The sequence below is a fragment of the Novosphingobium mississippiense genome (assembly GCF_044029535.1).
Lineage (GTDB): Bacteria > Pseudomonadota > Alphaproteobacteria > Sphingomonadales > Sphingomonadaceae > Novosphingobium.
Genome location: NZ_CP147001.1, coordinates 3055353 through 3069761, shown reverse-complemented (window position 1 = coordinate 3069761; position 14409 = coordinate 3055353). Strand labels below are relative to the sequence as shown.

8 protein-coding genes are annotated in these 14409 nt (G+C 65.9%); 6 read left to right on the top strand and 2 right to left on the bottom strand.

What is annotated here, in order from left to right:
* Positions 1 to 11: 11 nt before the first annotated feature.
* From accC to WBP06_RS14495, 5 genes are all read left to right on the top strand, one after another.
* Positions 12 to 1361: an acetyl-CoA carboxylase biotin carboxylase subunit gene (gene accC, locus WBP06_RS14515; protein WP_395329159.1), complete on the top strand. Its 1350-nt coding sequence runs from the start codon at positions 12 to 14 to the stop codon at positions 1359 to 1361.
* A 32-nt stretch (positions 1362 to 1393) separates the two neighbouring features.
* Entirely contained in the window at positions 1394 to 2341 is a 948-nt protein-coding gene (locus WBP06_RS14510; RefSeq protein ID WP_395329157.1) for an acetyl-CoA carboxylase carboxyltransferase subunit alpha, read from the top strand.
* A 491-nt stretch (positions 2342 to 2832) separates the two neighbouring features.
* Entirely contained in the window at positions 2833 to 6219 is a 3387-nt protein-coding gene (locus WBP06_RS14505; protein WP_395329154.1) for a glycosyl hydrolase 2 galactose-binding domain-containing protein, read from the top strand.
* A 2-nt stretch (positions 6220 to 6221) separates the two neighbouring features.
* On the top strand, positions 6222 to 7013 hold the full coding sequence (locus tag WBP06_RS14500) for a GDSL-type esterase/lipase family protein (RefSeq protein ID WP_395329151.1): 792 nt from the start codon (positions 6222 to 6224) through the stop codon (positions 7011 to 7013).
* A complete protein-coding gene (locus WBP06_RS14495) occupies positions 7010 to 8500 on the top strand; it encodes a carboxylesterase/lipase family protein (protein WP_395329148.1) in 1491 nt (496 codons plus the stop codon). The genes WBP06_RS14500 and WBP06_RS14495 overlap by 4 nt, the downstream gene beginning before the upstream one ends.
* Before the next feature lie 134 nt (positions 8501 to 8634).
* Here the strand turns inward: WBP06_RS14495 and WBP06_RS14490 are convergent, their stop codons facing one another.
* Together WBP06_RS14490 and WBP06_RS14485 are read right to left on the bottom strand one after the other, a co-directional pair.
* Positions 8635 to 9555: an ROK family protein gene (locus WBP06_RS14490; RefSeq protein ID WP_395329146.1), complete on the bottom strand. Its 921-nt coding sequence runs from the start codon at positions 9553 to 9555 to the stop codon at positions 8635 to 8637.
* Between the two features lie 136 nt (positions 9556 to 9691).
* Complete coding sequence (locus WBP06_RS14485; RefSeq protein WP_395329143.1) at positions 9692 to 10999, bottom strand: ROK family transcriptional regulator; 1308 nt, start codon at positions 10997 to 10999, stop codon at positions 9692 to 9694.
* A 214-nt stretch (positions 11000 to 11213) separates the two neighbouring features.
* Here WBP06_RS14485 and WBP06_RS14480 point away from each other — a divergent pair, with 214 nt between their 5' ends.
* Positions 11214 to 14345 carry a TonB-dependent receptor gene (locus WBP06_RS14480; protein ID WP_395329141.1) on the top strand — a complete coding sequence of 1044 codons (3132 nt, stop codon included), beginning with the start codon at positions 11214 to 11216 and terminating at the stop codon, positions 14343 to 14345.
* Positions 14346 to 14409: the final 64 nt, after the last annotated feature.

Sequence of the window (14409 nt, the reverse complement as noted above, 5' to 3'; positions counted from 1 at the left end):
ACCGTAATCTGATGGCCATCAAGCGCCTCCTGATTGCCAACCGTGGCGAGATCGCGCTGCGCATCCACCGCGCCGCGCGCGAGATGGGCATCGAAACCGTCGCGGTGCACTCCACCGCCGATGCCGACGCCATGCACGTGCGCCTTGCCGACCACGCGGTCTGCATCGGCCCGCCGGCTGCGAAGGATTCGTATCTCAATGTCGCGGCGATCATCGCCGCGGCCGAGATCACCCATGCCGACGCGATTCACCCCGGCTACGGCTTCCTTTCGGAGAACGCCCAGTTCGCCGAGATCGTCGAGGCGCATGGCCTGATCTGGGTCGGCCCCAAGCCCGAGCATATCCGCACGATGGGCGACAAGGTGGAAGCCAAGCGCACCGCCGGCGCGCTGGGCCTGCCGTTGGTTCCGGGTTCGGACGGCGCGATCGAGGATTTCGCCGTTGCGCGCGATCTGGCCGAGACGATCGGCTATCCGGTCATCATCAAGGCTGCTTCGGGCGGCGGCGGTCGGGGCATGAAGGTCGTGAACTCGGCCGAGGAACTTGAAAGCCAGATGGGCCAGGCCCGTTCGGAGGCGAAGGCCGCCTTCGGCGATGCCACCGTCTACATGGAAAAGTACCTCGGCAATCCGCGCCACATCGAATTCCAGATCTTCGGTGACGGCAAGGGCGAAGCGGTCCACCTGGGCGAGCGTGACTGCTCGCTCCAGCGCCGCCACCAGAAGGTGCTGGAAGAAGCGCCTTCGCCGGTCATCACCCCGGAAGAACGCGACCGCATGGGCGGCATCGTCGCCAAGGCCATGGCCGACATGGCCTATCGCGGCGCCGGCACTATCGAGTTCCTCTGGGAAAACGGTGAGTTCTACTTCATCGAGATGAACACCCGCCTGCAGGTGGAGCATCCGGTGACCGAGGCCATCACCGGCGTCGACCTTGTCCGCGAACAGATCCGCGTGGCCGAAGGCAACCCGCTTTCGTTCCGCCAGGAAGAGATCGAGTTCAAGGGCCACGCCATCGAATGCCGCATCAACGCGGAAGACCCGTGGAACTTCACGCCTTCGCCGGGGCAGGTCACTGCCTACCACGCGGCGGGCGGCATGAACGTGCGCGTCGATTCGGGGCTCTATGCGGGTTACCGCATCCCGCCCTACTACGATTCGATGATCGGCAAGCTCATCGTCTCGGGCCGTACCCGCAAGGGCGCGATCATGCGCCTGAAGCGCGCGCTGGATGAAATGGTGATCGACGGGGTCAAGACCTCGATCCCGCTGCATCAGGCGCTGCTGGACGATCCCGAGTTCCAGAGCGGCGAATATACCATCAAGTGGCTGGAAGAGTGGCTGGCGAAGCGCGCCTCCTGAGGCGCGCGGCAACAGACCTGAACGGATAGAGCATGATCTCGTTTCTTGAATTCGAAAAGCCGATCGCGGAACTGGAAGCGCGCATTGCCGAACTGCGCGCCACCGCCAGCGGCAGCGATCTCGACATCGCGTCCGAGATCGGCCGTCTGGAAAAGAAGAGCGCGGCGCTGCTGAGCGGCACTTATGCCAAGCTCTCGCCCTGGCAGAAGACGCAAGTGGCGCGCCATCCGCAGCGCCCCCACTTCGTGGACTACCTCGCGCTCGGCTTCACCGAGTTCGTGCCGCTGGGCGGTGACCGCCTCTATGGCGAAGATCAGGCGATCATCGGCGGTCTGGCCAAGCTCAATGGCCGCAAGGTCATGCTGATCGGCCACGAGAAGGGTTCGGACACCACTTCGCGCATCCGCCACAACTTCGGCATGGCCAAGCCCGAAGGCTATCGCAAGGCGATCCGGCTGATGGAAATGGCCGGCAAGTTCGGCCTGCCGGTGGTCACCCTGGTCGATACCGCCGGTGCTTTCCCCGGCGTCGAGGCCGAGGAACGCGGCCAGGCGGAAGCGATCGCCCGTTCGATCGAGGCCTGCCTTGGCGTGCCGGTGCCGATGGTTTCGGCCATCGTCGGCGAGGGTGGCTCGGGCGGCGCGGTGGCGCTGGCTGCGGCCGACCGCGTGCTGATGCTCGAACACTCGATCTACTCGGTGATCTCGCCCGAGGGCGCTTCGTCGATCCTCTGGCGCACGCCGGACAAGGCCCCCGACGCGGCCGAGGCGATGAAGGTGACCGCGCAGGATCTGCTGGCACTGGGCGTGATCGAGCGTGTGGTGCCCGAACCGACCGGCGGCGCGCATCGCGATGCCGGCAGGACGGCGCAGGTGCTGCTCAGCGCCATCGAGCAGGAACTGGACACGCTGCGTGCCCTGCCTCCTCAGGAACTGCTGGCCCGGCGCGAGGAACGCTTCCTCAAGATCGGTCGCGCCTGAGTTCAGGCTTCGATCTGAGATTTCGCACGGCGCGGGAAGGGCAGGGCTCTTCCCGCGCCGTTTGCGTTTGGGGGCTTTGGGTTCCCGCCGTTTACGGCTTACACCCACCTATCCAACATACTCTTCGTCGTCCCCGCGGAGGCGGGGGCCCCGCTTTTCTTGAGCTCAGGCAGAGACGCAGAGACGCAGAGATGGTGGTGCAGTGGCAAAGCCCTCTGCGCCTCCGCGCGCCCAAAAGAAGAAGCGGGGTCCCCGCCTCCGCGGGGACGACGAAGTTTATTGGGCAGACGACGTTTATTCGGCAAAGGTGGTTATTCGGCAAAGTGGTCCGCTCAGTTCCGTCGGCGTGGCGATCCGAGTGTGCCAAGCGATCAGCCGAAACGTCCGGCAATCCGCAATCGAATATATAAAAACATTTGGCTTTTTGCGCAGGGACGTGTTTGGTGTCCGTGAAAGCCCGAAATCGGGCCGCGACACTGAAAGGGACGAGGATGAGCAACGGGGCGAAACTGCGCGCGCGCACGGCATGGATGAGCGCTTGCGCCATGGCGGTCATCGCGACAACGCAGGCCGCATCGGCGCAGGTAGCCGGGCCTTTCGACCTTGCCGTGATCCCCGCCAGCCCCGTGTGGTCGCGCGATGTCACCGTTCCGGCGGGCGACTGGACGCTGTCTTTCTGGGCCTCTCTCGACGGCGCTGAAGGGGGCACGCTGGCCGCGCTTGCCGGCAAGGACAGCGATGCCGCGCTCGTCTCGGTGGCAGTGACCGGTGGCAAGCCGGTGCTCGGCGCCAATGGCCAGACTGCCAGCGGCGCAGCGCTGCGCAGCGGCGGATGGCACCACTTCGCGCTGGTCAACACCGCGAAGGGCCTGTCTCTCGCCATCGATGGCAAGCCTGCCGTAACGCTTGGTCAGTCGCTTTCCGCGCAGCCAGCGCGTCTGCTGGTCGGTTCCGCTCCCGCACCCGCCGCGCATCTTGCCGGCCTGCGCCTCGACGCCGGGGTCATCAAGGCCACCGGTGCGCAGCCCAATCCCGCACTGATCCAGTTTGCCGAAACCAGCCCGCGCTGGCCGCTGCAGGTGCGCCAGATGCAGGGTCAGGTCACTCCGCAGCCCGCATCGACGCTGCCGCGCGGTGCCGCGCCGGACAAGCCGGTGGCCAAGCCGGTGCCGCAAGTCGCTCCCCTGGCCGAGGCAGGTGCTGGCAAGTGGACGCTGCAGAAATGGACGCTCGCCGCCGCGCCGGATGTGAATGGCGATGCCGCCAAGATCTCGCGCCCCGGCTTCGGCGTTGCCAAGTGGTATGCTGCCACCGTCCCCGGCACCGTGCTGACCACGCTGGTCGATCGCGGTGTCTATCCCGACCCGGCGCACGGCCTCAACAACCTGGTCATCCCCGAGAAGCTGGCGCATCAGGACTACTGGTATCGCACCGAGTTCGACCTGCCCGCCGGTGCCAGCGGCCGCCACCTCGAACTCCTGCTCAACGGCGTCAACTTCGCCTCGCAAGTCTGGGTGAACGGGACCGAGGTGGGCACGACCAAGGGTGCCTTCGTGCGCGGCAAGTTCGACGTTTCGCCGCTGCTCAAGCCCGGCCGCAACGCCATTGCCGTGCGCGTCTCGCCGCCGCCGCGCCCCGGCGTTGCCCATGAGGAATCGCTGACTGCCGGCGTGGGCGAGAACGGCGGCATGATGATGCTCGACGGCCCCACCTTCGGCGCATCGGAAGGCTGGGACTGGATCCCGACCATCCGCGATCGCCAGACCGGGCTCTGGCAGGATGTGCAACTGCTGGCCAGCGGCGATGCGAAGATCGGCGATCCACAGGTCGTCACCACGCTGCCCAAGGCGGACAACAGCGTGGCCGATATCGAGATCACCGTGCCGGTCGCCAACCTTTCGGACCGCGCCGTCACCGCCACCGTGCGTGCGGCGTTCGACGATGTGGTCGTGGAGCGCAGCGTTACCGTACCCGCCGGCCAGTCGGTGGACGTGCGCTTCTCGCCCGAGACGGATGCCGCGCTCGCGATCAACAATCCGAAGCTCTGGTGGCCGAACGGCTATGGCGCGCCGGCGCTGCACATGCTGCACCTGACCACCGCGATCGACGGGCAGGCGTCGGACAGCAAGGACGTGCGCTTCGGCATGCGTCAGGTCACCTACGAAATGTCGCTGGTGGATGGCGAGGGCAAGCTGGACCGCGTGGCCGTGGATCTGGAGAAGGCCCGCAAGCTGGGCCAGCATATCGTCGATGAGCGGCATGACGCGATCCGGCAGGTGCCGGGCGGCTGGGCCTATTCCTTCGTGCCGGGCGCGGAGAAGTCGCCCGCCGTCACCCCGATTGCCGGGGACGAGGGGCTTTCGCCCTTCCTCGTGATCCGCGTCAACGGCGTGCGCATCGCTGCGCGTGGTGGTTCGGTGGGCATGGACGACTTCATGAAGCGCGTGGATCGCGCGCATCTGGAGCCGTTCTTCAAGCTGCACCAGGACGCCCACGTCAACGTGATCCGCAACTGGGTGGGCCAGAACACGCAGGCCAGCTTCTTCGATCTGGCCGACGAATACGGCCTGATGGTCATGAGCGATTTCTGGGAATCGACGCAGGACTACAATATCGAGGCGCAGGACCCGACGCTGTTCATGGACAATGCGAAGGACGTGGTTGCGCGCTTCCGCAACCATCCGTCCATCGTCCTGTGGTTCGGTCGCAACGAAGGCGTGCCGCAGCCGATCCTGAACGAAGGACTGGACGATATGCTGCGCAAGGAAGACGGCACGCGGCTCTACATGGCCTCTTCCAACCGCATCAATCTGCACGATTCCGGGCCCTACAACTGGCGTGAGCCGGAGAAGTACTTCACCGAATATTCGAAGGGCTTCGCGGTCGAGGTGGGCACGCCGTCGTTCCCGACGCTGGAATCGTGGGAGCGCGCGATCCCGGCGAGCGAGCGCTGGCCGATCAGCGACACCTGGGCCTATCACGACTGGCACCAGACGGGGAACGGTGCGGTGAAGAGCTTCACCGATGCCATGGACCGCGAATTCGGCAAGGCCACCAGCCTCCCCGATTTCGAGCGCAAGGCGCAGATGCTGGAATACGAAAGCTACCGCGCGATCTTCGAAGGCATGAACGCCGGGCTGTGGACCACGAACTCCGGCCGCATGTTGTGGATGACGCAGCCGGCATGGCCCAGCTCGGCCTGGCAGGTGTTCTCGTCCGACTACGACACCCACGGCGCGTTCTACGGCATGAAAAAGGCGTCGGAGCCGGTGCACGTGCAGATGAACCTGCCCGATCACAAGGTGATCCTGGTCAACAACCGCATGGCCGCGCTGCCGGGCGTGACGGTGCGGGCGACGGTGCAGGCGCTGGACGGACGCACGCTTGCCACGCGCGATGCCAGGGTGGATGCGGTGGCCGGCAAGGTGGCCGATGCCTTCACGTTGGACCTTGCGCCGCTGATGGCTTCGGGGCCGGTGCTGGTGCGCCTGGAAGCGCTGGACAACGCCGGTGCGCGGCTTTCGGACAACTTCTACTGGCAGGCTGCCAGTGACGAGGCGCTTCAGGCGCTGAGTGCGATGGCGCAAGTGCCGCTGACGGGTGCCGCCAAGGTCAGCACCGAAGGCAGCGATACCAAGATCGAAGTCACCCTGACCAACCCCGGCAAGGTGGCCGCGATCCAGACCAAGCTGACGCTGTTCGATGCCAAGGGCAAGCAAGTGCTTCCTGCCTACTTCTCGGACAACTACGTATCGTTGTTGCCGGGCGAAACGCGCACGGTGACGGTCACCGCACCCAGCGTGCTTGCGGGCGGTTCACCCGCGGTCAAGCTGCGTGGCTGGAACGTCGCGGCCCAGACCATTGCCGTGGGGAATTGATCTTGAAGCGTAATCTTGCCTGCCTTGCCCTTTCCGCGTTCCTGCTGCCGGGGGCGGTCATGGCCCAGCCCGCACCCACGGCCCCGGCGGCACCGAACGCTGCCGCCAATGCCGGGATGCAGGCGGCGGAAGAGCGGCTCCATACCGACTGGGCGTGGGCCGCGCGCTATCGTGAGGCGAACGCGGTGGACGCCGCCAAGGCGCCGCGCCCGCGCATCGTGCTGATGGGCGATTCGATCACGCAGGGCTGGTACGATCTCGACCGCGCCTTCTTCACGCCGGGCCGGATCGGGCGCGGCATCGGCGGGCAGACCACCTCGCAGATGCTGCTGCGCTTCCGGCAGGACGTGATCGACCTGAAGCCCGATGTCGTGCAGATCATGGCCGGCACCAACGATATCGCCAGCAACACCGGCCCGATCAGCGATGAAGCGATCCAGGGCAATTATCGATCGATGGTGGAACTGGCGCAGGCGAACGGCATCCGCGTGATTCTGGCCTCGATCCCGCCGGCGGACCAGTTTCCGTGGCGTCCGGGGCTGGAGACGGGCATGCACATCGTCAAGCTCAACACCTGGCTGAAGAGCTATGCGGCCAAGACCGGCTCGGTCTACGCCGATTACTGGACGGCGATGAAGGGATCCGGCCTCGGCGCGCGGGATGGGCTGACGTCCGATCACGTACACCCCACCGTCGCCGGCTACGAAGTGATGAACAGGGTGGCCGAAGCGGCGTTCAAGGCGGCCATGGCCAAACCCGTACCGCGTCCCATCGCCGCAGCGAATATCCCATGAGCCTGGCGCTTGCCACCGTGGCGCTGGCGGCATCGACGCCGGCCGCCGCCGCACCCGCACCCGCACCCGCACCCCGGCCGGCATCCGTCGTCCAGATCGATGCCGGCGCGATCCGGGGCGAGACCGGCAAGGATGGCCGTGCGGTGTTCCGGGGCATCCCCTTTGCCGCACCGCCGGTGGGCGACTTGCGCTGGCGTGCGCCGCAGCCGGTGCGACATTGGCAGGGCACGCGCGACGCCACCCGGTCCGCGCCCGCCTGCATCCAGATCGACTACGGTTGGAATCACGACGCGGCGGCGAACCAGTCGGAAGATTGCCTCTACCTCGACGTCGCCACGCCTGCGCTGCGGCCGGCCAAGCCGTTGCCGGTGATGGTGTGGATCCATGGTGGCGGCAACCGCGCCGGTGGCGATGCCGGCGCGGCGGATTCGCCGATCGTCGCGCGCGGGGTGGTGCTGGTCAGCCTGCACTATCGCCTGTCCGCGCTTGGCTTCATGTCGCATCCGGCGCTGGGCGCGCATTCGGGCAACTATGGCTTGATGGACCAGCAGGCGGCGTTGCGCTGGGTGCAGGCCAATGTCGCGCGCTTCGGCGGCGATCCCGGCAATGTCACCATCTTCGGCGAATCCGCCGGCGCACAGGACGTGGGGCTGCAACTGCTCTCGCCCGGCGCCAAGGGGCTGTTCCACAAGGCGATCGAGGAAAGCGGTACCCCCGGTTTCGGCGTGCCGCCACGCTCACTGGCGGATAACGAGGCGGTGGGCGAGATCATCGCCAAGGGCGCCGGGGCACCCGCCCATGCCACCGCCGCGCAGCTTCGCGCGCTGCCCGCCAAGGCATTGATCGAGGCGAGCGAGCACGCCGATGTGCCGAACCTGGATGACGACAGCTTCATCTGGCTTCAGGCCGTGGTCGATGGTCAGGTGATCACCGAAACGCCCGCCGCCTCGCTCGCACGGGGCACCGGCAGCCAGGTGCCGCTAATCCTGGGCAACAACTTCTACGAACTGGGCCTCTACGGCACGCCGGAGCGTGCCATAGAGCAGGGCTTCGGCAGCAATGCGGGGGCGGCCAAGGCGGTCTACGGCCTGACGCCGGGCGGTACGCCGCCGGCCGACCTTGCCCTGCAACTGGCCAATGACATGACCTTCCGCTGCCCGGCGCTCCATGTCGCGGCCGAGCGCACGCGGGCTGGCGGGACCACCTGGCATTATCAGTTCGATGTCGATGGCCCCGGCGACAAGCGGGTAAGCCATGCCTCCGAAATCCGCTTCGTGTTGGGTGAGGAAGGCGCTGCATCGGACGCGGCAGCGCCGCTGGCGGCCTATTGGACGAACTTCGCGCGTACCGGCGATCCGAACGGTCCGGGGCTGCCCGAATGGCCGCGCTTTGGCACGCAAGGGGTGAGTCTTGAACTGGCGGTGGATGGCGCGCGGCAGGTCGAAGGGCTGTCCGCCAAGACCTGTGCCTTGCGCGCGGTCCCCTGAATTCAGGGTTTCGCGCGGAGGGGATAGCGGCGAAGCCGCGCCATCCTGCTCAACCTTGCCCGATGTGGTAGGGTGAGCAGGAAGGGGAAACCTGCGGCGCAAGTCACCCTTTCCCGTGCCTCCGCGTGAAAATCTCAGGAGGCTGCAGCCGCCTCCTCGACCGTCCACAGCAGCGCCGCGCCGCGCACGCCGGAACTGTCGCCCCAGCGGGCCTGCACCACGTCGCCCGTCCACGCGCCGGAGAAAGTGCGCGCGCGGATGGCTTCGGCCAGCCCGTCATAGATCGGCGCGACGTTGGACATGCCGCCGCCCAGCACAATGGCGTCCGGATCGATCAGGTTGGCGACGACGGCAAGGCCACGCGCCAGCCGGTCGCGGTAACGATCCAGTGCCACGATCGCTTCGGGATCGCCGTTCAGCGCTGCTTCGACAATGGCGGGGGCGCCAAGATCGCGCCCGGTCGCCGCGGCAAAGGCGCGGCGGAAGCCGGTGCCCGAAACCCACGATTCGAAGCAGCCGCGAAGGCCGCACCAGCAGGTGGGCGCGGGCAGTTCGTCGGGCTGGGGATCGGGCAGGGGCATATGGCCCAGTTCGCCGGTCAGTCCATGCGGCCCGCCGATCACCTTCTGGTCGATAACCAGTCCACCGCCGCAGCCGGTGCCGATGATCAGCCCGAACACCGAAACCTTGCCTGCCGCCGCGCCGTCCACGGCTTCGGACAGGGCGAAGCAGTTGGCATCGTTGGCCAGTCGCACTTCGCGGCCCAGCACCTGTTCCAGATCTCGCTGGAAGGGCTGGCCGTTGAGGTAGACGGAGTTTGCGTTGCGGATCAGCCCGGTGTCCCGCGCCGCCGATCCGGGGGTGCCGATGCCGACCAGCGCACGGCGGCCAAGGCGGCCTTCCACGGCGGCGACAAGATCGCGCAGCGTCGACAAGGCCACGTCGTAGCTGCCGGGCGTTTCCGTCCGCTGCCGATGAAGTACCAGGCCCTGCTCGTCGAGGGCGGCTGCCTCGATCTTGGTGCCGCCGAAATCGATACCGATGCGCAGCGTCACGGTGCTGCCCTGCGCATAATGCGCTTCATAGAAAGCCCTCTCCAGTCGCGTTCGCGCTTTCCCACTCTGGCGCGCGCCGCTTCATGCCATGGAGGCCCATCATGGCAGGTCGAGAAATTAAGACAATTTCTTTTTTTTAGATTCCGAGCGAGCGGCCCGCCTGCATCAAAATCGTGTCCGAAGGCAGCAGTTCGTCCAGGAACGGCAGGATCGCCGCGCCGATCGCGGGGGCATCGCTGGCCATCTGCGCGGGTTGCACCGGCACCCGGTTGGGCATCGGCACTTGACCCAGTGCGGCCTCGATCCGCGCCGAAAGCCGTTCGATCAAGGGCAGCGGCAGGCGCCCGCCGATCAGGATAGCGTCAGGGTCCAGCAGGCAGGAAACCGCCGTCAGCGGCGCGGTAAGCGCGCGGGTGGCATCGGCGATCCACTGATCCACGGTGGTGGCCATGACCGGATCGAGGGCCAGCAGATCGTCCAGCTGCGCAAGCTTGCGGCCCGCCAGTTCCAGCCGTTCCTCGATCGCGGAGAGCGAAACGGTATCCTGCACCACCGCACCCGGCGTGGCGCCGCCGGGATCGGGCAGCAGGCCGATTTCGCCGCTGCGCGATCGCGCGCCGCGATAGTAGGAACCGTCGATCACCGGGCCGCCGCCAAGGCCGGCGCTGATCAGCAGGTAGAAGAAACTTGGCCGTTCCTGCCCGCCCACGCCTTGCGCTTCGCCCAGCGCCGCCGCCGCCGCGTCGTTGTCGACATGGATCGGCCAAGGCAGGACATCCTTCAGCAACTGGGCGAAATCCACCGCGCTCCAGCTTTCATAGCCGGCCGGTTTGTGGGGTAGGGCGATGCCGCCCAGATCGTCTGGCCGCGCAATTCCGACGCCCAGCACGCATCCGCGGTCCACTTTGCCGGCAGTCAGCAAACCGTCGAGCTCTTCCGCGATGATCGCCACCACGTCCGCCGGCAGGGCGAACCGCACTTCGCGCGTCACCCGGCTGCGGACTTCGCCGGCAAGGTCCAGGGTGACCAAAGTGATGTGATCGCGGTCGACATTGAGGCCGATCGCGAAGGCGCCATCGGGGTCGATCGCCAGCCGCAGGGCAGGCTGCCCGCGCCCGCCGTGCTTGCGCCCGATCTGCGCGACAAGGCCCATATCCTCCAGCCGAGTGGTGATGTTGGCGATCGTCGGTGGGGTCAGGCCGGTCTGGTTGGCCAGCGCGATACGCGTGGTTTCGCTGGCCAGGCGGATCGCCTGCAGCACGATGCGCTGGTTGTAGTCGCTGGCCCGCGCCAGATTGGTGCCGGACAGCGAAACGGCCAGGCGGCGGCCCTGCGCGGGTGCCGCGTGCTGCCGCGCGCCGCTTCCGGCCGGATTTTCGGAAGCCGGGGCGGTCTGTTGTCCAGCCTGCTCCGCAGCCTTGCGGGTGCGATCCTCTCTTTTCATGGCCCCTGACTACATCCACTTGGTTACGCAAACTAACAAAAAAGAAAAAATTTAAGTTGACGACATTGGGGTTTGCGCGGATGTCTAAGGCAACACGAGTCACAAGAACCCTCGTGGCAGGAGAGGAACCCGCAAGCGGCCCCAAGGCCGACACCCTCTCCGCAAAAAGAACAGAACCACGCAAAGCGCGTGTGAGGAGAGGAGTTTTGGGGGAATGACCCGACATGGTTTCCTGAATCGTGGCGTGCTGCTGACGGCAACGTCGATCGTTGCGCTGGGCACGGCGCATGGCGCCTTCGCGCAGGAGGCGGCACCCGTCGTCACCGGTGCGGCAACGCGTCTGGCGATGGCCGACATTGGCGCTGCTGCTCCCGCAGGCGCACCGCAGGCGGCGACTGGCACCTCTGCCGATGCCCCTGCCGATGCCGGCGGCGAAATCGTCATCAGCGGTATCCGTGGTTCGCAGGAACGCGCCGTCGCCATCAAGCGCGACGCGACCTCGGTGGTCGATTCGATCTCCGCCGAAGACATCGGCAAGCTGCCCGACGTCACCATCTCGGACTCGCTTCAGCGCATCCCGGGCGTGCAGATCCTGCGCAGCGCCGGTGAAGGTTCCACCATCAACATCCGCGGTCTGCCGCAGGTGGTGACGCTGATGAACGGCGAAACCTATCTGGGCGCGCAGTCGATCACTTCGGTCCAGCCGAACTTCAACGACATCCCCTCCCAGCTGTTCTCCGGCGCGGACGTCATCAAGTCGACCACCGCGAACCTGCTGAATTCGGGCATCACCGGTACGGTCAACCTGCGCACGCGCCGTCCGTTCGATCTGAAGGAAGGGTTCACTTTCGCGGCTGCCGCCGAAGGTTCCTATGGCGACAAGACGAAGCACGAGTTCGATCCGAACTTCAATGGCCTGATCTCCTGGCACAACGACCGCTTCGGCTTCATGGTCTCTGCCGCCTATTCGAATGTGCGCCTGTCGAATTCGCATAACGGCATCCAGGAAGGCTACGGCGCCGCGCTGCATAACGAAGGCACCGCCGACGCCACGTCGACCAACGGCTTCTCGCCCGCCAACCGCGCACGCGGCACGGCCGTGGCCGGCGGTGTGGACGTGAACGGCGATGGCGATTCGAACGATGCGTTCATCGTCCCGCAGGGCTTCACCGGCTGGAACAAGATCAACCAGCGCGAACGCCTGGGCATCAACGGTTCGGCGCAGTGGGAAATCAACGATGCGCTGACGCTGACCGGCGACGCCTTCTTCACCAAGCAGGACGAGCACGACCGCACGGCCGGCTTCCAGATGCAGAACGTGAACTGGCAGGCGGCGGAATTCATGCCCGGCCAGTCCCGCGACACCGGCGCCACCGTGGTTGGCAACGATGGCCGCACCTACAATGTCAACACCACGCAAGTGTATGACTACGATCTGGGCAACTTCGATTCCTATGCCCAGACCGACCGCTATCGCTCGCAGTCGCAGAACTACAACCTTGAACTGAAGTTCGACAACGGCGGCCCGTTCAAGGCCAGCCTGCGCGGCGTCTATGGCAAGGCGCACCAGTACTACGACCAGAGCTACACCCAGTTCAGCATGACGAACGGCCAGCAGTGGCAGCCGGGTGGTATCGGCCACTATCCGGACGGCGACCGTGAGTTCAATCCGAACGGCTACACCGTCAACACCCTTGCCGGCCTGAATTCGTTGCCGGCTACGGTGGACTTCACCGGCAACAAGCCTGTCTTCACGCTGCCCTCGCAGCTGGTGAACGAGCTGGGCGACATGAGCAACTACGCGCTCAAGACGCTGTCGTCCGAAGGCAACTTCCGCAAGAACGGCGACATGAAGGTCGTGCGTGCGGATGGTTCCTACGAAGCCAACTCGAACGTCACCGTCAGCTTCGGCGCCCGTTATTCGGACCGCTCGGTCAGCGACTATGAATTCGATCGCGCCGCGCCGCTCTATGCCGGCCAGGCCAGCGATCCGAACGGCTGCCTTGTGAAGTGGAAGGCGTTCGACGTTCCGATGAACTCCGACTCGTGCAACGCGGGCGACGCTTCCGGCTTCTATACCGCCGGCCTGACCCGCCCGGCGACGGATCCGACGCTGTCCGGCATGGTCAAGCTGTTCAACCCCGGCGTTGCCGGCGTGCCGAACATGTACGTCCTCAACCCCAAGGCGATGGACAACGCGCAGGCCTATCAGGACAGCTTCTACCCCGGCAATGTCGAGGTGATGAACCCCGGCTCGTCCTACAAGGTGGGCGTCAAGCAGATCTCGGGCTATATCCAGACCGACTTCAAGGGCGATCTGTTCGGCCTGCCGTTCTCGGGTAACGCCGGCGTCAAGATCATCAACACCAAGCTGGACGTGACGCAGTACTCCACCGGCCTGCCGCAGCCTTACGGCCTTGCCAATACCCTGGCCGGTTCGGTGGAGACCAAGCGCAGCTTCACCGATGTGCTGCCGGCCTTCAACGTCGCCTTCGACTTCGCACAGAACCTGAAGTTCCGCGTCGCCTTCTCGAAGACGATGACGCTGCTCGATCTCAACCAGTGGGGCGGCGGTCTGACCCCGAACTACGCTATCGACGCCAGCATTCCCGGCACCCCGGTGTTCCGCGTGACCGGCGGCAGCCAGAACGGCAACCCGCTGCTCGATCCGTGGCGCGCGACCAATGTCGAAGCCTCGCTGGAATACTACATGGGCCGCGGCAGCTTGCTGAGCCTGGGTGCGTTCCACATCGCGGTGGACAGCTTCATCCAGAGCGGCAACGTCATCCGTACCGACCTGCCGGACAACGACGGCGTGGTGCGCGGCCGTACCGTGTCGATCAGCACGCCGGTGCAGGGCACGGGCGGCACGCTGCAGGGTATCGAGGCGGGCGCCAAGCTCTCGTTCCTCGACCTCAGCTTCATGCCGGACTTCCTGCGCAACTTCGGTATCGACACCAACTTCACCTTCTCGCCGTCCGATACGGGTGAGAAGGACCTGGCCGGCGGCAAAATTCCGTTCCAGGACAACTCGAAGATCCAGACCAACGCCGCGCTGTTCTATCAGGACTCGCACTTCCAGGCGCGTGTCGCATGGAACTTCCGTTCCAAGCGCGCCGTCCAGTCGGACTTCGGCGGCATCCAGGGCCTCGAACTCTACCAGGCGCCGACCAACTACGTCGACGCATCGGTCAGCTATGACGTCACGCCGAACGTGACCCTCTATGCGCAGGGTTCGAACCTGACGGGCGAGTACGAGAAGTACTACCTCACCTGGAAGGACGAGAAGGCCTACAACAACATCTTCGAGCGTCGTTACACCGCTGGCGTTCGCGTCAAGTTCTAACAGCTCCTCCCCCCCTTCCCCCCGCCCACTCCTCCTCCGGGCGGGGGGATCCCTTTTTCAGGCA